This is a genomic window from Neolewinella marina (genome assembly GCF_002631205.1).
GTDB classification, from domain to species: domain Bacteria; phylum Bacteroidota; class Bacteroidia; order Chitinophagales; family Saprospiraceae; genus Neolewinella; species Neolewinella marina.
In genome coordinates this window covers 267,059-288,479 of sequence record NZ_PDLO01000002.1, presented here as the reverse complement: position 1 = coordinate 288,479, position 21,421 = coordinate 267,059, and the positions used below count along the sequence as shown (strand labels likewise).

General features: G+C 60.2%; 16 protein-coding genes. 15 read left to right on the top strand and 1 reads right to left on the bottom strand.

Annotated features, from left to right (window positions below):
• Positions 1–263: 263 nt before the first annotated feature.
• The 14 genes from CGL56_RS06590 to CGL56_RS06525 all read left to right on the top strand — a co-directional run bounded on the left by CGL56_RS06590 (position 264) and on the right by CGL56_RS06525 (position 19,329).
• On the top strand, positions 264–3,308 hold the full coding sequence (locus CGL56_RS06590) for a T9SS type A sorting domain-containing protein (RefSeq protein WP_143470641.1): 3,045 nt from the start codon (positions 264–266) through the stop codon (positions 3,306–3,308).
• Positions 3,309–3,355: 47 nt separating this feature from the next.
• Positions 3,356–3,760: a nuclear transport factor 2 family protein gene (locus CGL56_RS06585; protein ID WP_245851935.1), complete on the top strand. Its 405-nt coding sequence runs from the start codon at positions 3,356–3,358 to the stop codon at positions 3,758–3,760.
• A 39-nt stretch (positions 3,761–3,799) separates the two neighbouring features.
• On the top strand, positions 3,800–4,306 hold the full coding sequence (locus CGL56_RS06580; protein WP_099105738.1) for a DUF3124 domain-containing protein: 507 nt from the start codon (positions 3,800–3,802) through the stop codon (positions 4,304–4,306).
• Between the two features lie 65 nt (positions 4,307–4,371).
• Complete coding sequence (locus CGL56_RS06575) at positions 4,372–5,022, top strand: Crp/Fnr family transcriptional regulator (RefSeq protein WP_099105737.1); 651 nt, start codon at positions 4,372–4,374, stop codon at positions 5,020–5,022.
• A gap of 117 nt (positions 5,023–5,139) precedes the next feature.
• On the top strand, positions 5,140–6,852 hold the full coding sequence (locus CGL56_RS06570; RefSeq protein WP_099105736.1) for a SulP family inorganic anion transporter: 1,713 nt from the start codon (positions 5,140–5,142) through the stop codon (positions 6,850–6,852).
• A 90-nt stretch (positions 6,853–6,942) separates the two neighbouring features.
• Positions 6,943–7,524, top strand: coding sequence for a YeeE/YedE family protein (locus tag CGL56_RS06565; RefSeq protein WP_099105735.1), 582 nt, complete (start codon positions 6,943–6,945; stop codon positions 7,522–7,524).
• A gap of 4 nt (positions 7,525–7,528) precedes the next feature.
• Positions 7,529–7,942, top strand: a complete 414-nt coding sequence (locus tag CGL56_RS06560; RefSeq protein WP_099105734.1) for a DUF6691 family protein — start codon at positions 7,529–7,531, stop codon at positions 7,940–7,942.
• A 61-nt stretch (positions 7,943–8,003) separates the two neighbouring features.
• Positions 8,004–9,347, top strand: coding sequence for an MBL fold metallo-hydrolase (locus CGL56_RS06555; protein WP_099105733.1), 1,344 nt, complete (start codon positions 8,004–8,006; stop codon positions 9,345–9,347).
• Between the two features lie 85 nt (positions 9,348–9,432).
• Positions 9,433–9,885 carry a DoxX family protein gene (locus tag CGL56_RS06550; RefSeq protein WP_209280333.1) on the top strand — a complete coding sequence of 151 codons (453 nt, stop codon included), beginning with the start codon at positions 9,433–9,435 and terminating at the stop codon, positions 9,883–9,885.
• A complete protein-coding gene (locus CGL56_RS06545; protein ID WP_099105732.1) occupies positions 9,827–10,267 on the top strand; it encodes a sulfur reduction protein DsrE in 441 nt (146 codons plus the stop codon). The genes CGL56_RS06550 and CGL56_RS06545 overlap by 59 nt, the downstream gene beginning before the upstream one ends.
• The gene (locus tag CGL56_RS06540; RefSeq protein WP_099105731.1) at positions 10,264–10,908 is read left to right on the top strand and encodes a TlpA family protein disulfide reductase; all 645 of its coding nucleotides are present in this window, start codon (positions 10,264–10,266) and stop codon (positions 10,906–10,908) included. The genes CGL56_RS06545 and CGL56_RS06540 overlap by 4 nt, the downstream gene beginning before the upstream one ends.
• Positions 10,909–10,999: 91 nt before the next feature.
• Complete coding sequence (locus tag CGL56_RS06535; protein WP_099106080.1) at positions 11,000–11,587, top strand: SET domain-containing protein; 588 nt, start codon at positions 11,000–11,002, stop codon at positions 11,585–11,587.
• A gap of 342 nt (positions 11,588–11,929) precedes the next feature.
• Entirely contained in the window at positions 11,930–18,277 is a 6,348-nt protein-coding gene (locus CGL56_RS06530) for a T9SS type A sorting domain-containing protein (protein ID WP_099105730.1), read from the top strand.
• Positions 18,278–18,474: 197 nt separating this feature from the next.
• Positions 18,475–19,329, top strand: a complete 855-nt coding sequence (locus CGL56_RS06525) for a phosphatase PAP2 family protein (RefSeq protein WP_099105729.1) — start codon at positions 18,475–18,477, stop codon at positions 19,327–19,329.
• A gap of 75 nt (positions 19,330–19,404) precedes the next feature.
• Here the strand turns inward: CGL56_RS06525 and CGL56_RS18225 are convergent, their stop codons facing one another.
• The gene (locus CGL56_RS18225; RefSeq protein ID WP_167641610.1) at positions 19,405–19,551 is read right to left on the bottom strand and encodes a hypothetical protein; all 147 of its coding nucleotides are present in this window, start codon (positions 19,549–19,551) and stop codon (positions 19,405–19,407) included.
• 231 nt (positions 19,552–19,782) lie between these two features.
• Between CGL56_RS18225 and CGL56_RS06520 the strand changes: the two genes are divergently transcribed.
• A complete protein-coding gene (locus CGL56_RS06520) occupies positions 19,783–21,357 on the top strand; it encodes a carbon-nitrogen hydrolase family protein (RefSeq protein ID WP_099105728.1) in 1,575 nt (524 codons plus the stop codon).
• Positions 21,358–21,421: the final 64 nt, after the last annotated feature.

The following is a 21,421-nucleotide window of genomic DNA, read 5'->3' as shown; positions in this document are numbered from 1 at the left end:
GTGTCGGATAATTTGGTTTACCGCGACGTGTAGCGTGGAGTTTCACAAACTCCCTACGTTAGGAGGGGCCCTCCGGGACTCAGCCTCGCGTGATCGTCGGCCAACCGGGGTAAGTGACTCGTTCGGCGACTGAACTAAGAACGGCGGCGCCTGGGCGCCGGGTAAATTGATTCCACAGCTTCACAAAATTGACTGCATTTTATATGAACTAGGATGTATTTTTCTGACCGTTTATCTATTAGATCCAATCCATTATAGGTCATATGGTGCACTACTATCTTCCCTGTGTTTTTCTTGCACTTTTGCTTTCATTTTCTGCTCTAGCCCAATTCCCTGATTTCGAAACCCGGGTGCTGGATGTCAACACCGAACCGTCCGTTCGGCTATCCTCCATTCCAAGCTATTTTCCACTAGAGGGTAGCCGGTTTTTCTTTAATTTCTATAATTCCGATCCCAATCCACTTTTCTTTTTCAACGGAGAAAAACTGACCAGGCCCGTAGAGGATATTTTACTGAATGGCCGCATCTTGGCTGCCGATAGGGGTGGTTATTTGCTCTACACCAACGACGGCACTTACGAAAGCACACAAACGTATTATCTCGACAAGGAGACCCTTACGCCGGTCCCGCTGAGCGAATTGAATTTTGCCCTGGCCCTTACTTTTCCCGGGGGCCGGGTCCTGCTCCGCTCCGGGGGACAACTATTCGCCATTGAGGACGGTCCGGAGACCTTCGTGGACCTGGAGGCATATACTGCTCCGTACAATTACACCTTCACTCCCTTCGGCGACTGGGCGATATTTGCGGGACCGCGGTCCACTTGGGTCACCGATGGCACCAAGGCCGGCACCGTAGAACTCCCGGCTCCGGCGGCGATCTACGGCTCCAAATATATCGTGGCCGGCAGCAAATTCTACTTTCTCACCGATAGCGGCAAATTGTACGTCAGCGACGGGACCATCTCCGGAACCCGGCAGATTGATTTCTCCTCCCTCCCTGAGGCAGAACGGCATTACTTCGGCCAACCACATGCCACGGCGAATGGCGTAGTATTTTCCGTTTCTACCGCGTCGAACGACAGCCAGTTGTGGCGCAGCGATGGTAGTGCGGAAGGAACCGAACCGCTATCCATCACTATCGGGAGCTCGGGTACCGCTTCCAACGACAGCGTGGTCGTATTTCGGGGAAATAATGATGCGACCGGTAGCCTCTGGGTAACCAATGGCCTTACCGCCGGCACCCGGTCCCTGCTGAACTTCGCCGGCCGTACAATCGATAATCCAAACTGGAAGATCATCGGGCTTGCCGCACTGGACGATGGCACGCTGTACTTTCTAACGGATGAGGTCTACCCGACAACCTTGTGGACACTACCGCCGGGCGGTGTCCCCGTGGAAATCCATGATGCCACCCCCGACGATGGCTACGGCAACAAATATTATCGGACGGACAAGCAGCTGTTCGTCGAGCTGACCGGCGGCAACCGCGGCCTGTATACCCACGACCTGGGAGCGGACCACCTTACTCCGCTGGCAAATTACGAGCGGTCGCAGGGCTACACCCTCCTTAAAGGCGGCGGAATCCTTGTGCAAACCTCCGGAGTCTACGGTCAGGGGCCCTTCAACACCGTCATTCACTATCGGGACTCAACACATGTTTTGGATGGCCACCTGGGCTTCAATCTCAGTGGGGTGCGTCCCGCGAATGGCACGCTCGCCTTACAACAAGTGGGCGACCGGCTTTACGGACTGGGCGTGCATCCGGCCACCGGAGAGGCTGCCGTGGAGATCGATCTGGTAACCGGAGAGCAGCGGGCCCTGGATGATCTTTTTCCCTACACCCAGAGTTCCGCGCCCAGTAACCTCCAGCCCGGAGACGGTGCGGCTTTCTTTAGTAATGGTGACTATGTCTATGGGTCCGCGACCGCTGACAAATTCGAGCCACTTTTTTACTCCCAGTCACGAGTCAACGTAGTCCCACTGCCCGGTACCGGACGGTCGTTGCTGTACTTCTCGGGCCGGAGGGATCACTGGCATTTCAGCGATGGTACTGCCGGCGGTACCACCGACCTGGGGCCTCCGGCATATTCGGTACTCAGCCAGGTAGTGGCCTACCGGGGAGATCTCTACTTCCTCACCAATTATATCCCTGACGGCACGACAAGCCGGTTCTTGGGACTTATCCAAATCGACGGCCGTACCGGCACCCAACGCAAGGTAATGAGTACCCAACTTGCGTTGAACAGGGGCTATTATACTCCCACCCTGGCTTCCTCAGGTGACTGGCTTTACTTTCCCATGACTACCAACGGGCGCACTTATAGGCTCTGGCGGAGCAACGGTACCGTGGCGGGCACCCAAGCCGTCTCCGGATTGCCGGCAAATGCCCAGGCTTTCCCACTCACCATTTCGGGTACTTCCGGTGCGGTTAGCTTTCAGGTCGAACACCGCTCCGGCGATCCCGCCCTATCCACTTACCTGCTACGGGACGATACGGGAGAGGCGCTATTGCTTCCGGACGCGGACCTTAAATCGTACGCGGCACCAATCCGACTGTCCGGTCATACCCTTTACCTGAATAAACAGGGCCTGAACCTGCTAAGGGATGGCTCCACCCAGCCCGACCTACGGGTGGCCTTCGCACCCCGGCAGGGGGAGGAATTGCGGAGGGTGGACGAAAGTACCGCGATCTACACCCGGTCTTCCAACGACAGCCGCGACCTCTACTCCTTCCGGATCGCCGATCTCAGCACCCAACTTCTGCTCGACGAGCTTGCCTATGTAGCGGGGTCACATAAGTTGGCAGTACAGGACAGTCTGGTGCTCGTGCCCCGCAGGTGGGGTGGGTACTCATATTACTTCGACGAGCTCCGCCTGGTAAACGCCCTTAGCGGCCATTCTACCCTGGCAACACCGGACAGCAGCCTGCACAAAATCGGGGAAATTGTGTCTGTCGGAAACCGCTTCCTGTACGTAGACAAAGATAAGGGTTACGGAGAGGAGGTATTTGCCGTGCTCTTCGGTGAAGCGGGCTCGGTGGCCACCCGGGATACTCGCAGCAATACTGAGTTATCGCTACAGGTTTATCCCAACCCTGCCCGTGAGGGGGTCTGGATTGAGCGCCCCGTAAGCGGTGACTATGCCTATTCGATCTATTCATCTTCCGGACAATTGTCCCGCAATGGAAGATATTCGGGCACGCGCGCCTTTGTCGAAACGGCGGATCTTCCCGCTGGCACTTACTGGTTACGGCTGGTCGATCTAGGCAGTCAATCGTTCGGACTACGCAGGGTGGTGATCACAAAATGAGCGTCCAAACCGGTAGCCTTGGTATATTCGACCCCAAACCCCGTCCGGTGCAGTTACCCCTCACACTATTTTTTGTAGTCCTGTCATTTTTTGCCGTGGGCCAGTCGTCCGTCGACCCATTTGCGGCGGTCACCCCCGTGCAGACCCAGCTGGACGCCTACAACACCGGCGACCTGGAGCTCTTCCTGAGCGCCTACGCCGACGACGTCCGCCTCTACAATTTCCCCGACGAGCTTACAGGGGAGGGCAAGGACAAGATGCGGGAAACCTACGGCGCCATGTTCGCCAACCGACCTGACCTGCAGTGCCGGCTGGTGAGCCGAATCGTGATGGGCAACCGGGTGCTGGACCACGAGAGCGTGGTGTTCGATTCAAAGTCGCCGCCCGTGGAAGTGGTGGCCATGTACCTGGTGGAAGACGGCCTAATCCGCGAGGTGCGCTTCCTGCGGTAGGGTAGGCGACAAAATCCCCCGCTGCCGTACCTTGGAAGCATGTACCAGCTCGGCCTTTTACTCCTGCTCCTTACCCTGACGGCCTGCAACCCCGAGCGGCCGATCAGCTCCGTGGACCCCACCAACTGGGAGATCCGCCGCGCCGCCCTGCCCCTACCGGATTCCCTCCTGTCCGGCGCCACCTACCTGAGCAGCTACTCCCAGATCTACACCGAAACCGAGCACCACACCTTCGACCTGACCGGCACCATCAGTGTCCGCAACATCAACCTGCGCGATTCCATCTTCATCCGCCGCGCCGCCTACTACGGCACCGCCGGCGAACTGGTGCGCACCTACTTTGCCGACCCCATCGTGCTGCGCCCGCTGGAAACCGTGGCCATCATCATCGATACCCACGACCGCGCCGGCGGCACGGGCGACAACTTCTACTTTGAGTGGAGCATCCCCCCGGGCACCCACGAGCCACTCTTCGAAGGGATATTCATCTCCACCTACGGGCAGCAGGGCATCTCCTTTACCACCCGGGGCGTAAGGGTGGAGTAGGCGAAACTGCCGACGTATGAAAACTCCGTCATGTATTCATACGTTGGCGTAGGAAACCTACCGCGATGAACGACCGACTGAGCAGCCAGGAAGTACGGCGGTACTTTCCCGTTTTTGTGGAGCCCGAATTGCAGGAGGCCATTGCCGAACTGGGCCAACTGCACACCATTGCCGCGGGGGGGATGCTGATGGACTACGGCAACTTCGTGCGGATGATGCCCCTGATCATGAGCGGCACCGTCAAGGTGAGCCGCCTGGGCGAAGACGGATCCGAACTCTTCCTCTATTTCCTGCGGCCGGGGGAAAGTTGCGTCATGACCTTCACCTGCTGCATGGCCGACAAGCGCAGCCAGATCCGCGCCGTAGCCGAGGAGGACACCACCATTTTGGCCCTGCCGAAGCAGACGCTCGACGAGTGGATGATGCGCTACAAGAGCTGGAAGAACTTCGTCATGACGGCCTACGACCAGCGGATGAACGAGATGGTGCAGACCATCGACCAGGTGGCTTTTCACCAGTTGGACGAGCGACTGTACGACTACGTCGTCAAGCGGGCCTCCCTGCGCCCGGACGCCACCATCCAGGCTACCCACCAGGAGATCGCCGACGACCTCAACGTGAGCCGGGAGGCCATCTCGCGACTGCTGAAGACCCTGGAGAAGCGGGGCAGTATCGAACTGGGGCGCAACCGGATCCGGCTGCTGGACGAGCGCTGAGCGCACCGGTCGGGAATCCCCGGCCGTCCGGACCACCTTTTTGGCGGCGTGTGATGCACATCACCAAGGGTGGCCTGCCCGCCCCCCGACCTTTGTGGTCAATTAATGATAAACCCTATGTCTTTGCTGCGCCGACTACCCCTTCCCGACTGGATCCTTCACTACGACCGCCGCTGGCTGCGCGGCGACGTTGTGGCCGGCCTGACGGTTGGCGTCATGCTGATCCCCCAGGGCATGGCCTACGCCATGCTGGCCGGCCTGCCCCCGATCTACGGACTTTACGCGGCTACCCTTCCCCTGCTGGTGTACGCCCTGATGGGCAGTTCGCGGCAGCTGGCGGTGGGACCTGTAGCCATGGACTCCCTGCTCACCGCTACCGGCGTGGGGGCCCTGGCGGCCGTCGGGACGGAGAACTACCTCTACCTGGCCATCCTGCTCGCCTTACTGGTGGGCATCATTCAGTTTTCGGCCGGCGTACTCCGGCTCGGCTTCCTGGTCGACCTGCTGTCGCGGCCCATCATCAGCGGGTTCACCTCGGCGGCGGCCCTGATCATCGGGCTCAGCCAGCTGCAGCACCTTTTGGGCGTGAACCTGGGGCGCAGCTCCTTCGTCCACGACATCCTGATATCCGCGGTGCAACACCTCAATGAGGTCAACCTGCCGACCCTCGGGATCGGGGTAGCCGGTATTGCCCTGCTGTTGCTGGTCAAGCGGTACGCCCCCGTGGTACCCGGCCCCCTGGTGGTGGTCGTGGTGGCGGCACTGGCCGTATTCTTCGGTGGGCTGGCCGACAGTGGCGTGAAAATCGTGGGGGAAGTGCCCGCCGGTCTTCCGGCCTTCGGTATCCCGGGCATCGCCTGGGGTGACGTGCAGGCCCTGCTGCCCACCGCCTTGACCATTGCCCTGATCGGATTCATGGAGGGGATCGCGGTCGCCAAGGCCGTCAACGCCCGTCACCGCCACTACACCGTGGAACCGAACCGGGAGCTGCTGGCCATCGGTGCCTCCAACATCGGCTCGTCCCTGGTGAGCGGATTCCCCGTGGCGGGCGGGTTCAGCCGTACCGCCGTCAACGATCAGGCGGGTGCCCAGACCGGCCTGGCGTCCATCATCAGTGCCGCGCTCATCGTGCTTACGCTGCTGTTCCTGACGCCCTGGTTTTACTACCTCCCACAAGCCGTTCTGGCCTCCATCATCATGGTGGCGGTTTTCAAGCTCATCGACTGGCGGGAAGCCCTGCGGTTGTGGCGGGTGGACCGCTCCGATTTCTGGATGCTTACGGCCACCTTCATCGCCACCCTGGCCCTGGGCATCCAGAACGGCATTGCCGCCGGGGTGGTACTGTCGATCGGCGTCCACGTCTACCGCAGCATGCGCCCCCACCTGGCGGTACTCGGGCAAATTGGTGAGACCCATACTTTCCGCAACATCAACCGTTTTACGGAGGCCCGGGAGTTGCCCGGCATCCTGGTGGTCCGCTTCGACGCTCCGCTGTACTTCGCCAACCTGTCCTACTTCCAGTCGCAGCTGGAGCGCCTGCTGGCCGAGCGGTCCGGGGAAGTTTCGGTGGTAGTCATCAACGCCGAGGGCATTTCCGGGATCGACAGCAGCGCCCTGTACGCCCTGCGGCAGTTCGTGGAAACCCAGAAGGAAAATGGGCTGACCATCCGGTTCGCCGGCCTGATCGGCCCGGCCCGCGACGCCCTGAAAAAGGGGGGGCTGTACGAGATCATCGGCCGGGAAAACTTCTACCTCGACGTAGCCGACGCCGTAGCGGCCGGGGCCGGCGAGGGCCAGTTGCAGCTTGCCCTGCAGACCAATGTTACCTGAGTTAGGGCTGTGTGATGCACATCACTGACTGTGCACCTACCCACCCCTAATTTTGCCTTATCAATCAATCACAAGAAATTAATAATCAATATGATAGAATGGATTAGCGAACCCTGGCACTGGTCGGTCAGCGGGGTGGCCATTGCCGCCGTTATGTTTATGCTGCTGTACGCCGGCAAGGAGTTCGGCGTCTCCTCCAACCTGCGCACCATGTGTACCATCGCCGGAGCGGGACGGAAGTACGAATTCTTCCGCATCGACTGGCGGGCCCAGCGCTGGAACCTCACCTTCATTGCCGGATCGGTACTGGGGGGCTTCCTGGCCTTTTTCGTCTTCCCGTCCAGCGAGCCGGTGACCATCTCGGCCGAGACGGTCAACTACCTGCAGTCGCTCGGCCTGAGCGCGCCGGGCGAGGGCGACTTCCACTCCTCCTATGTTCCCGCGGAGATATTCGCCGTGGACCAGCTGTTCACCCTGCGTACCCTCGTGGTGGTGATCCTTGGTGGCTTCCTGGTCGGTTTCGGGGCCCGTTGGGCCGGGGGCTGCACGAGCGGACACGCCATCAGTGGCCTGTCCAACCTGCAGCTGCCCTCCCTCATCGCCGTGATCGGCTTCTTCATCGGCGGGCTCTTCATGAGCTGGTTCCTTCTTCCCTTCATCCTCCAACTCTAAGTCCATGCGATTTCTAACCTACCTCCTCATCGGTACCTTTTTCGGCTTCGTCATGACCAAGTCGGAGGCCATCTCCTGGTACCGCATCCTGGAAATGTTCCGCTTCGAAAGCTTCCACATGTACGGCATCATCGGTACGGCCGTCGTACTGGGCGCCATCGGGGTGGCCCTGGCCAAACGCTTCGGCCTGACGGCCTTTGACGGACAGGCCCTCAAGCTCAATCCCAAGCAGTTCAGCGTACCCCGCTACCTCTACGGCGGCATCCTCTTCGGTCTCGGCTGGGCCCTTACCGGAGCTTGCCCCGGCCCCATGTTCACCCTGCTCGGCCAGGGGATCTGGCTCATCGGGCTCGTGATCCTCAGCGCCACGGCGGGCACTTTCACCTACGGCGTCCTGAGGAACAAACTGCCCCACTAATATTTCTATAGGGCGGGGACGCTGGTGCCCCACCCTCATCAAAACCAAAAAATAACGAATCATGAACATCCACCAATTTTTCGACGACGGCCTCGCTCACGCTTCCTACGCCATCATTGTTGACGGAGTCGCGGCCCTGGTAGATCCCGCCCGGGATACCGGACCTTACCTCGACTACCTCCGCCAGCACGACGCCAAGCTGGAGGCCATTATTGAAACCCACCCCCACGCCGACTTCGTCTCCAGTCACCTGGAGTTGCACGAGTCCCTGGGTGCGCCGATATACGTCAGCGGCAAGGTAGGAGCCGAGTATACCCACACCGCCTTCGACGGCGGCAAGGAGATCAAGCTGGGCGACCATACCCTGAAGGCCCTCGATACCCCCGGCCACTCCCCCGACAGCATCTCGATCGTGCTCAGCGACGCCAGCGGCAAGCAGTTAGCGGTCTTCACCGGCGATACCCTCTTCGTCGGCGACGTCGGCCGGCCCGACCTCCGCGAAGGGGACGGCAGTGAAGTCAAGAGCCAGCGTAAGGAACTGGCCCGCGCCATGTACCACAGCCTCCACGACCAGCTGGCCAAGCTGGACGAGGACGTGAAGGTGTACCCCGCCCACGGGGCCGGAAGCCTCTGTGGTAAAGGCATGAGCGACGAGCGCTCGAGCACCCTCGGCAAGGAGCTGCGTACCAACCCCGCCTTCCAGCAGGAATCCGAGGAGCAGTTCGTCGACTGGCTGCTGGCCGACCTGCCCTTCGTACCCAAATACTTCCCCTACGACGTGGCACTGAACAAGCGTGGCGCCCAGGCGCTGCAGGAAGGACTCCGGAAGGTGCAGAAGCTGGACCGCAATTTCCGTCCCGACGAAGGGGCCGTCATCGTGGACACCCGCGACGAAGCAACCTTCAAGCAGGGCTACCTCCCCGGCGCGCTGAACATTCAGAACGGCGGAAAATTTGAAACCTGGCTCGGTGCTCTGGTGGCGCCCAAGACCGAATTCTACCTCGTGGCCGCCTCGGAGGAGGCCCTGGAAGACGTGATCGCCAAGACGACCAAGATCGGCTATGAGTACTTCATCCGCGGTGCCTTCATCATGGACGCCGGCCAGGCCGGTGCCCAATTGGACGCCCTGGACGTGGACCATTTCCGGGCCCACCCCGAGGAGTACACCATCGTCGATGTCCGCAACGCCTCCGAGCTGGAGCAGTCGGGCAGGAAGTTCGAGTCGGCGGTCAACATCCCCCTGCCCGAACTGCCCGAGCGGACGAATGAGATTCCGCGCGGCAAGCCCGTAGTGGTGCACTGTGCCGGCGGATTCCGGTCGGCCGTAGCGGCCAGCGTGGTTGCCGCAGACCTGAACGGCGACACCCGCGTGCTCGACCTCAGCGAGGCCGTTAAGGATTTCTAAACGCCGCCCTTGTGTGATCTGGATCACGGAATAGGGCAGGGTGGGCGGCTACCTTTGGAAGAAAGAAACCCTTACTACCCAGCCTATGCAACTTACCGTCACCCAGACCTCCGTCCGCATCCTGCGCGTAATGCTCAGCGGCATTTTTCTGGTGGCCGGTGCGAACCACCTGCTGCACGTCGATGAGACGGTGGGGCGAATGGAACGCGCCAGCCTCAAGAATTTTGCCCTTTACTTCGGTGAGCCCGACACCCTCGTCATCCTTTCGGGGATCGTGATGCTGGGTGCCGGGCTCACCTTTATGTCCGGCTACCTCACCCGCTATGCGGCCGCCGTCCTGCTGCTGGTCCTAATCCCGATCACGATTACCGTCCAGGTCGGGCAGGCAACCACCCTCGGGCCGTTGTTTAAGAACGTAGCCATTGCCGGCGGACTACTCTTCTTTATCCTTAACTCCTTCACCCCTGTAAAACCAACCCATGAAACGACTGATTCTCGGACTACTCGTCCTCAGCCTGACCACCTTGTTCACTCATAAGCTGTCCGCCCAGGACCAGAGCCGCGTTACGCCCCACCATACGGAGCAGCAGAACTACGTGGTCCTGACCCGCAAGATTCCCCAGCTGAAACCCATCCTGCTCACCGCCGAGCACTTCAAACAGGAGGATGGGGCCGCCTTTGGAGACTTCCGCGTTATCGTCTGCGGACAGGACGTGGACCAGCTCACCGATGCAGCCACCATGGATCCCTTTCTGAAGCAGGCCGAAGCCCTGGGCGTCAAGATTGTCGCCTGCGGTTTTTCACTGAATAAGTTCGGCGTCGATCGCGCCGCCGTACCGGCCGCCATCGAAATTGTCGAAAACGGCATCCAGTATAACTTCACCCTGCAGAAGAACGGGTACTATTCCATCAGCCTGTGAGCCCTGGAACCAAAAAAGACCTCGCCTTTTACGGCATCGCCGGAGTCGTGGCCCTGTTACTCTACGTTACCGGGCTGCACACCCAGGCGATCGCCTACGTCCAGCAGGGCATCCTGGCAACGGGCCTGATTCGGCCGGATACCGATGGGGTGGGGCTTTCGGATGTAGCCCCGGAACCCGCGGTCCCCGCCCCCCCGGCGGCTGCCTCTCCGAATCCCCTGAACTTCCCGATGGTCGACGTGAATGGTCAACCTGTGGTCGCCGGTAGCCTGTCGGGCAAAGTCGTCTTCCTTAACTTCTGGGCGGAATGGTGCCCGCCGTGTCTGGCCGAAATGCCGGGCATCGACAAGCTGTACCGCGACTTTGCCGACGACGACCGCGTGGCTTTCGTGCTCGTGAACGTGGACCAGGACTTTGCCAAGGGAAAGGCCCTGGTTGAACGCCGCGGTTACCGATTCCCGATCTACCACCTGGCCGGTCCACTGTCGGGGCCACTGGATGTCTCCTCCCTGCCCTCCACCTACCTGGTGGCGCCGTCGGGGGAAGTGCTGCTGGCCCACCACGGGATGGCCGATTACGACACTCAGGAGTTCCGCGAACTGCTCCAGAAACTGGCCGACGAGGCAGCCGGAGCGCGGTAGTCCAAAGTGTCGTAAATTTAGGGGGCGGGGTATTGCGAAAGCGACTAATTTGCAGCGCCGCGGCCCCAAAACCCAATCCCGCGACCCTTCAATGATCCATCCCAATACCCGCCTGGAATACATCAGCGACACCATCGGCTACGGCGTTTTCGCTACGGCCGACATTCCCGAAGGGACTATCGTCTACGTCAAGGACACCCTGGAGCTCGTCATCTCGCCGAGTGACTACGTGAACCACAGTCCGGAAATGCAGGAGGTGGTCGACAAGTACTCCTACATCGACGAAAACGGCAACCGCATCGTGAGCTGGGACTTCGCCAAGTATGTCAACCACTGCTGCGACTGCAACACGATCAGCACCGGTTACGGCTTTGAAATGGCCATCCGCCCAATCAAGGCCGGCGAACAGATCACCGACGAGTACGGCATCTTCAACCTCGACGTGGAGATGCAACTCGAGTGCAGCAAGCCGGGCTGCCGCAAGCGCATCGGCCCCGGCGATTTCGACCGCCACTACCGCGAGTGGGACCGCAAGATCCGCGCCGCCATCCCGAACCTCTTTCAGGTGGAGCAACCCCTGCTGCCCTTCGTGGCCTCGGAAACCCGCCGCGAACTCGACGCCCTGCGCCGGGATCCGGAGCGGTACAAATCGGTTTATGCCCTGAAATTGCGGGATTAAAGGCTGGGCGGACTGCCCAGGCTTATGTTTCCATTAACTCCGGCGCCCCGGCTGCATCATGCGGCCGGGGCGCCGGAGTTTTTTCACTGCGTGCAAGCGGTCCAGGCGGAAGGAAGTGAGGTGCAAAATAAGTTATGGTTTAGTGAGGTAGTTTTAGAATAAAGTGCCAAGCAATTGAGGTTTGTGAATATTTAATTACGAAAATATTGCAAACTAAAAAATAAATGATATTTTAGGCGCGCCTTGTTATCCCCCGCTACTTAACACACACACCCGCTCCTGCAGGCCATCCGCTGCAAGTTAGATGCCCGTTTGTTTCTACGGGGGCTGCAACACAGGATTATGTACATCTCCAAGTTTGGGCTGCCGGCGCTTTGCCTGGTACTGGCCTTCCCATTTATGGCCAAGGCCCAGCAGGGCTTCTTCCCCGAGTGTGCCGAGCTCGCCAATGGTTTGGGAACCTCCAGCAGCGTTCACCGATTCTGCGTCAGCCAGGGCGAAAGCGACTACTACATCAATTTTGGCTACCAGAACATCGCCCCGGCGGGGGTGGTGTGTGACTGTAGTGAACCCCAACGGGAAATCATCGTAGCCCGCTACAGTTTCCGCAGTGGAAACAACTACTTCCGCTTTTCACCACCCAGCAACCAGGTGACCGGAAGCTATCAATATGGATTTGGTCCGGGAAAGAAAGACGATTTCTATCCCCGGGCAGTTTACGCCGGCCAATCCCGTCGGATTACCTGTCTGACCTCCGGTACCTGCTACGAGGAATCCCGGGGCGACGCTTCCGGCAGCCTGGGGGCCATCACCGGGTATACCCAGGACATCCGCAAGCCCAGCGGCCTGTCTGCTACCGACGGAGCGCATCAGAACAAAATCGTTCTGACGTGGACCCGGGAAACGGATATTCCCGACAACTCGCACCAGTACCGCATCTACCGCAATGATTCCCTCATTGCCACCGTCAACGGGAATGTTTCCCGGTACGAGGATACCTCCATCACGCCCAACGAAACCTACAACTACGAGGTAACCACCTACACGGCATTCTGGGGAGGCCACGAATCCGGTGCGGTGGCCGACAAGGGCTCGGCCTACCTGCCCTTCCTCAACGCCAGCGACGGAACCCGTTATAACTCCGTCCGGCTGGAATGGGCCAATATGTCCAACGTAGCTGACGAGATCCGCATCGAGCGGTCTTACCTGGATGAGAACAACGTGGAGGTGCGCGAGGAGCTTGCCGTACTGAGCAAGAACGCCGAGGGTTACAACGACCAGGACGCCATCCCGGGCTTTGCCTACACCTATCACCTGGTACCCATCGGTGGAACCGCTTCCGCTCTGAGCGACGTGGGCTACAGCCGGCCCGACGGGGTCATCAAGGGGTACGTGCGCTCCCGGCTGGGGGCCGGAGTGAGCGGGGTGGACGTGACCGTGCGCCTGGATCAGGCGATTCCACCGGGCGGCGCGGGCTTTCCGGTTGCCTGTGATGCAATGTCCTACTGCGCCACTACCGACATTGACGGCTACTACGAGATCCGTGACATCTACTACCACGAACAGGCCACCTTCCGCATCGAACCCGAGAAGATTGGCAACACCATCACCCACGTCTTCAATCCCACCCAGGTCACCCGCACCCTCGACGTGAACGCCAAGACCCTGGGCGGGGTAAACTTCACCGACGAGACGGTCTTTACCCTCGCCGGCAAAGTGCACTTTCCGGCCTACCAGGGGCTGGGGCCCGAGTGCGGGGTGCCGGAGGTGTCGATCCTGATCGACGACGCCGACTTCGGTATCCGTACCGACGGCAACGGTGAGTGGAGTTTTTCCATCCAGGATGAGGGCACCTACTCCGTTACCCCCGTCTTCCTCCACCACACCTTCATCCCCAGCGGGGCGGTAGCCGACCCCCAGAACATCCTGGTGGACAGCGACGTCATCGACATCGACTTTGAAAACACCACCACCGATTCCCTGCGTATCGTGGTCCAGGGCAGTTGCGGCACCAGTCTGGGCACCGAAACCAAGGTGACGGTAGCGGCCCGGGATCCCTTCTGCTACAACGTAGAGTACGATATCCCCGAAAGCGGAATCCTGACCCTCTACGACCTGCCGGCCCGGGAATACCGGGTACGGGTAACCGACGTGGCGAGCACGAACGTATTTGACCAGATCGGCAACAAACCCCTGATCGTGGACCTTACCGTCCGTGATACCGCGGAGCTGATCACGGAAAACGAAACCACCACCATCACGCCGGCCGTATTCGACACCCTGGCCAACGACTCAATCATTGTGGTACAGCCCGCCGATACCGTCCTGGCCGGATCCCTGGATACCCTGCGGGCGGAGGTGGAGCCGGAAGCGAGATTCATCTACCGGGCTCCCCTCATTATTTCTTCCAACCTGCACGAGGAAGCCCGGGTGCCGGCTTGCGCGGGTGCCCCGGGAATCCCGGAGTACATCATGGAGCAGGGAGAGAGCTACACCATCACCCTGGAGATCCGGGAGGACGTAAACGTCGACTGCTATCTGGATACGGGTTTCGTCAAGATCTACGATTTCATCTCCGACCGCGGCGGAGAGGCGATACGCCTGCCGATCCGCAACGGGCAGGTGATCTACACCATTGAACCCGGCGCGCCCAACCTGGCCACCAGCGGCGGCGTGCGCGACTACCAGAAGTTGCTCTACATCATCCCTGAGGTGGATTTTGCCGAGGCCACTCCGGTGGAGTACTGGGCCCTGGTGGAGGGCGTCAAGTCGAACACTCCAACCTTTATCAGCCGCACGCCGGATATCCCCATGCTGATCCTCCACGACCCGCCGGGCGACAACAGTTACGCCTACGTGGAAAAGGGAACGACCATTGAGGCCTTCACCACGGTGGAAACCGAGGTCGGCGGTTCCGCTGGCGGCTTCATCAACCTGCTGCTGGGCGCCAAATTCAAGACCCCCTTCAGCGGTCATGGTTTCGGTACCATCATCCGCTTTTCGGCCGAGGCCGGCCGCGACAACTTCAACCGCAGCGGCATCAAGACGACGATGACCTTCAACGAGACCTTCAAGACCTCGGACCTGGAGAACATCACCGGCCACGACGGCGACGTCTACGTGGGCGCGGCCTTCAACCAGGAGTTCTCTCTCTCCGAGTCGCTGACCTTCAACGAGGACAGTTGCCGGGCGCTGGTGGACATCATTCCCGCCATGGCCGACAACACCTACGCCACCACCTTCGTCTATACCGAGCAGCACATCCGCAACGTGCTGCTGCCCACCTTCGGCTTCCTGCGGGCCAACCTGCTGGACGACCAGGACTTCAACTCCCTGCCCCTGGTAGAACAGCTCCGGATCAATAACCTGATCGCCGACAGTCTTTCCTGGGAAAATATCCTGGCCAAGAACGATACGGCCCGGGGCGAAAATGCCGTCTTCCAGGAGAACATCAGCTTCAGCGCGGGGGCTTCCTACGCCGAGGACTGGGAGGAATCGGAATCCACCAGCGTATCCTACGAGTACAACCGTTTCGTCAATACTGAATTTGCCCTTGGAGCCAAGATCGACAACGAGGGTGGCATCTGGTTCGACAGCGAACTGGGGGTCATGGGCAAGTTCCGCTGGTCCACGACCAACGATTCGGGCAGTGAAACGACGAATACCCGCAAGGTGGGCTACGTGCTGGAGGATAACGACATCGGTGACTTTTTCAGCGTGGACATCCTGCGGGATACCAGCTACGACGTGCCGGCCTTTAACCTGAAACTCGGCACTACGAGCTGTCCCCAGGAACCCGGGACCCAGGCACGCGACCGACCCACCATCCTGATCCCGCGGCCCGAGCGCGACGACGTGCCCTCCGACGGCACGGCCACCTTCGCCTGTCAGATCACCAACTTCAGCGAGAGCCGGGAGACCCGGGAGTACCACGTACGTACCGTAAGTACCACGAATCCCGACGGGGCCATCCTGACCCTGGGCGGGCACCGGATCAATAACAGCCCGGCCTCCTTCTTCCTCGATTACGGGGAAACGATGACCCTGGAGCTGGCCGTACAGCGGGGCCCCCGTGCCAGCAACTACCGTGACATCGGCATCATGGTGTACCCCCCCTGTGAATACGAACTCTGGCAGGACAACGGCGTGCTCCGCAACGCGGATACTGCCTACATCAAGTTGCTGAATTTCTCGACGGAGTGTACCAATGTGAGCCTGCGCTTTCCCTTCGATAACTGGGTGGTCAATGCAGCCTCGCCCACGGAACTCAAAACCACCATGTCGGGCTACGACCTGAACAACGAAAGCTTCGAGTCGCTCAGCCTGGAGGTAAGCCGTGAGGGCGAGGGGTACGCAGAAGTGCTCAACGTATCCAAAGAAGACCTGGAAGGGGCCAACTACGATTACCGTCTTGACCTGACCAATTTCCCGGACGGGAAATACACCTTCCGGGCGGTGGCCTACTGCGGCGCGGAGGGGGTTACCTACTCCACCGAGAAGCGCGGTATTATCGACCGCAAGAGTCTGGCACCTTTCGGCTATCCCCAGCCGAGCGACGGCTTCCTGCGGCCCGGTGGGGAGGTGTCAGTGACCTTCGACAAGCCCATCGACTGCGCGTTCCCCGCCGTTGGCAACAACCCCGTCTTCCGGCTCACGCGCAGCGACACCGGAGAGGAGATACCGGTAACGGTGGGCTGTAGCGGCGACAAGGTGATTCTGCAAACCAGCCCCCCCCTGACCCAACGGCCCGAACTGGCGGGCGTGGTGCTCAATGCCCGCGTCGACAGCCTGGTGGACCTGAACGGCAACATCCAGAAGTACGCCACCGAATGGTCCTTCAAGGTGAATGCCCGGCCGGTCTTCTGGGATCCCTCACCCGTTACCTATACCGGCAAGGCCGGGGCTACCCACGTGGTTGAGGCCGTGCTGAAGAACAATTCCCTGTTGTCCAAGCCTTTTACCCTCGACCTGCTCGACAGCTCCGGAGTAGTTACCTACCCCGAGTGGCTTACGCCCCGCCGGATCAACGGCACCATCCTGCCCAACGCCGATGAGGTGCTTCGTTTTGACCTCGACCCCGACCTGACACCAGGTGTCTACACCGGCGAGATCGTGGCCCTGGTGGACGATGAGGCCGTGGCTACCCCCGTAACGGTGGAGCTGCTGGCCCAACCGGTCCACTGGCCGTTTGATCCCACCGCTTTCCAGTACAGCATGACGGTGGTGGCAACCTTCAGCCTGGATGGCACCGATGCATTGTTGTCCACCGACGAGCGCGACCTGGTCGGCGCCTTCGTCAACGGGGAAATCCGCGGGGTGACCAATATTGAATACGTTCCCTCCCTCAATCTTTACCGTGCCTTCCTGACCATTTACAGCAACGACGTGGGCGGCAATAACGGCGAAACGGTAACCTTCCGCTTCTGGCACGCCCTGAACGGGGTAGAGTACGGGGCGATCGAGCGGCTGACCTTCGTCACCGGGACCTCCCAAGGTTCCCCCGAGCAGCCGCTTATCCTTCACCCCGAGGGAATCTTCCAGGTTATTCCCCTGAACGTGGGATGGAACTGGATCTCGTTGAACGTAGCGACGGATAACATGACCCGGGAGCACCTCCTAGCCAGCATCGTCGGCGACCAGACGGCCAACGACGTGGTGATCAAGAGCCAGAGCAATATGTCGGTCCACGAGGCCGGCAAGACCTGGAGTGGCAACCTGAAAACGCTGGCCCTCGGCGAAGGCTATCTCCTCCACCTCAACAATCACCCCGATACCCTGAAGGTGGTGGGGCTGCCGAGCCCAACGCCCCTGGACGTAGCAGTGAGCCGCAACTGGAACTGGATCGGCTATCCCCAGCTGGAGCAACGTCCGGTAGACAGCGTACTGGCCGGGCTCAACGCAACCGCCGGCGACCAGCTCAAGGGGCAACGGATCTTCTCCATGTTCAACACCACGGCCGGTGGCTGGGTGGGCAACCTGCGGCAGTTCGTTCCCGGCAGCAGTTACAAGCTTCACCTGTCCCGGGCGGGTACCATCAGCTTCCCGGCGGCGAAGAGCCTGGACGAGGAGGTTGACCCCGGCTTGTTCGAACACAACCTCAGCGTGGTGGGTACCTTCGACCTGGCCGTGCTGGAGGAAGCCGCCTTCGGCCCCCTCGAGGTGATGGCCTATATCGGTGAAGAGTTGCGTGGCCGTGGGCCCCTGGAGCATTGTCCGACCGTAGACGCCTATCGCACCTTTTTGCTGGTACACGGCAATGCGGACGATTTTGACCGGCCGGTCACCTTCCGCATCGTCAATACCGACACTGAACTCGAATACATCGCGGACGGGGAGGCCATTCCCTTCTCCCCGGACCTGCTGATCGGAGACATCGACGAGCCCTATCCCTACCTCAGTCTGAGTACCTCATCCTACGACCCCCTGCCCGCCGGCTACGAACTGCTGGGTGCCGCCCCGAACCCGACGGCCGGTGAACTTACCATCACTTTCCGGATCCCCGTCCCGGAGGAAGTACGGATCACCATTACCGATCTGAACGGTCGCCCAATGGCCCCCGGGACCCGCAACGACTTCGCCGCCGGCCTGAACCGGCAGACGGTGGACCTGGGCGGACTTCCTGCGGGGATTTACTTCTACCGCCTAGAATCACCGGGCTTCAGCGTAGCGCGCAAGGTGGTGGTCCACTAGCCAGTTAAGCTGAACCCCATACGAGAGGCGTGACCGTGAGGGTTACGCCTCTTTTTTTGGGCAATGCATTATGTCCTCGGTACGCGGGAACGGACATGAGCTCCTTCCAGGGAGGATCATTAGCGATACTGAATCAGATGGGTAAAACAAACATATCCGCGGAACAAGGGGTAGTAGCTCTTCAACAACCCTGACTTATGCTACGCTATTTGTTGCTCGTCATCTGTTTGCTTATGCTCCAGATGACGCCGTTTGCCCAGACCACCATTCGCAAGTCCGACGACGATACCGAAAAAGTCTACCGCGTAAAACCACTCCCGGAACTGGCCGCCGCGGCAGCCGGGCTGGGCGTGACCATCTATGCCTTTCAGAAGATCAACGGGAAAGATGACTTCGACGCCAACGCCCTGGACCGGGAGGACGTCCCGGCTATCGACCGCTGGATCTTTCCGGAGAACACCGACCGCGTGTCCAAAGCCAGCGGAGCCAGCGATATCGGATTCTACGGCGGAATTGCCTTACCATTCGCGCTGTTCGTCCACCCCGATATCCGGCAGGACTGGTTCGACATCACAACGCTTTACTTACAGGCCCAGGCCCTGAATGGCCTGCTGTACGCCGCTACGCCAATTGGCCCGAGCGTAGTGGACCGGGTACGCCCTTCCGCCTATTACCCGGAGGCATTTGACGACGGCACTGCTCCGGGCAAGGACCTGAACGCCTTCTTCAGTGGTCACGTAAGTACTACCGCCACGGGTACCTTCTTCGCGGCCAAGGTGCTGTCCGATTACCATCCCGACTGGACCGGTGGCCAACGCGCGCTGCTTTTCGGAGCGGCCAGCATCCCGCCGCTTTACGTAGCCGTGCAGCGGGTGCGGGCCCTGCGCCATTTCCCCACCGATACTGTGGTCGGCTTCGGCATCGGCGCCGCCGTAGGCGTCCTCACCCCCCACATCCACAAACGGTGGCAGGAGAAGCACCGTTCTTCACTGGGCCTGAGCGCCTCCTTCGTGGGAGATGCGGGGGCGGTGGGTTTCGGACTGGTGTTCTAGGATACTCCGCAGCAGGATGGTAGGGTGGGGGAGACTACCACTAAATTGGAATAGCAGAGGTATCGCTTGACGCGATCAATGATCCGCCGCATTGCCGTACCACCAGTGCCCGAATTCATGCCCGGCCAGTCCGCTGTAGTAGTAGAGCAGATTACCGATAATGCCCAAGGCCGCGATGATTAATAGTAGTTTGATGTATTTCTTGGCGGATATAGAGTACATGGATGGGTAGGGTAGCGGTGGAAATTCTCCTATCCGGAGTATGGTAGAATTTGTTTGCGACGATAAAAGTCGGGCGGCTCAGTCTACAATAAGTAGACTGGCGAAGGCTTGTTGAATCTCGCCTTGTTACATGGCATCATGTTTCCCCCGGCACCTGCGCGCCGCCGCAAACTCCCGCCCCCCACGACGTGTTCCATCCCTTTAACCCCACCCCGAAACCAACCCGTTCCTATGGCCAGTCCCAATACGCCGGAAGTAAAATCGCCCCTTGTCCACCCCGAAATCGAGAAGGTAGAACTGAAGTACCTCACGATCCGGGAGTACAAGCAGCTGCGCTCCATCATGGAGAAGGCCTACGCCATGCTGCCCGACGCGGCCTGGTCGCGGGGGGAGATCAAGCAGCTCATCGAGCGGTTTCCGGAGGGGCAGATCGCCATCCACATCAACGGGCAGCTGGCGGGCTGTGCGCTGTCGATCATCGTGGACTACACCAAGTTCACCGACAACCACACCTACGAGGAAATTACCGGCAAGTACACCTTTGATACCCACGATCCGGAAGGGAACATCCTGTACGGCGTAGACGTGTTCGTGGCGCCCCAATTCCGCGGGCTGCGCCTCGGGCGGCGGATGTATGACTACCGCAAGGAGCTCTGTGAGGAGTGGAACCTGGAGGGCATCATGTTCGGCGGCCGGCTGCCGAAGTACTACGAGTACGCCGACGAGCTGACGCCCAAGCAGTACATCGACCGGGTGAAGTCGAAGGACATTCATGATCCCGTGCTGAATTTCCAGTTCGCCAACGACTTCGTGGTCAAGAAGATCATGAAGAACTACCTGGAGGGCGACCACGAAAGCAAGGAGTACGCCGCCCTGCTGATGTGGAACAACGTACTCTACACCGCCCCGACCCGCAAGGTGGGCACCGACAAGAGCGTGGTGCGCCTGGGACTGGTGCAGTGGCAAATGCGCCCCTACAGCGGCATGTCGGAGGTGCTGGAGCAGGCGGAGTACTTCGTCGATGCGGTGGCGGCCTACCGCTCCGATTTTGCCCTTTTTCCGGAGTTCTTCAACGCCCCCCTGATGGCGGCCTACAACGACCTGCCGGAGCCGGAGGCCATCCGCAAGCTGGCGGAATTCACCGAGCCGCTGGTCAAGAAGTTTTCGGAGTTCAGCATCTCCTACAACATCAACATCATCACGGGTTCCATGCCTTCGGTGGAGGACGGACAGCTCTTCAACGTGGGCTACCTCTGCAAGCGCGATGGTACGGTAGAGAAGTTCTACAAGCTGCACGTTACCCCCGACGAGGCCAAGGTGTGGGGCATGGTGGGCGGCCACCAACTCCGGGCCTTCGATACCGACTGTGGCAAGATTGGCATCCTGATCTGCTACGACGTGGAGTTCCCCGAACTGCCCCGTCTGTTGGCCGAACAGGGCGTCGACATCCTATTCGTCCCCTTCCTCACCGATACCCAGAACGGATACAGCCGGGTGCGCCACTGTGCCCAGGCGCGCGCCATCGAGAACGAGTGTTACGTGGCCATCGCCGGCTCCGTCGGTAACCTGCCCAAGGTGCACAATATGGACATTCAGTACGCCCAGTCGATGGTTTTCACTCCCTGCGACTTCGCCTTCCCCAGCAATGGCGTCAAGGCAGAAGCCACCCCGAACACGGAGATGATTTTGGTCGCCGACGTCGACCTGGACTTGCTCAAGGAACTGCACGTACACGGCAGCGTCCACAACCTGCGCGACCGGCGTACGGATGTGTATGACCTTTCGCTGCGGAAACGGAAAGGGTAGGGCGGACCGCCCACGCGCCGCGTGGGCAAAATCTGCGTTAATCCGCGAAACCGAATCTGTGGCC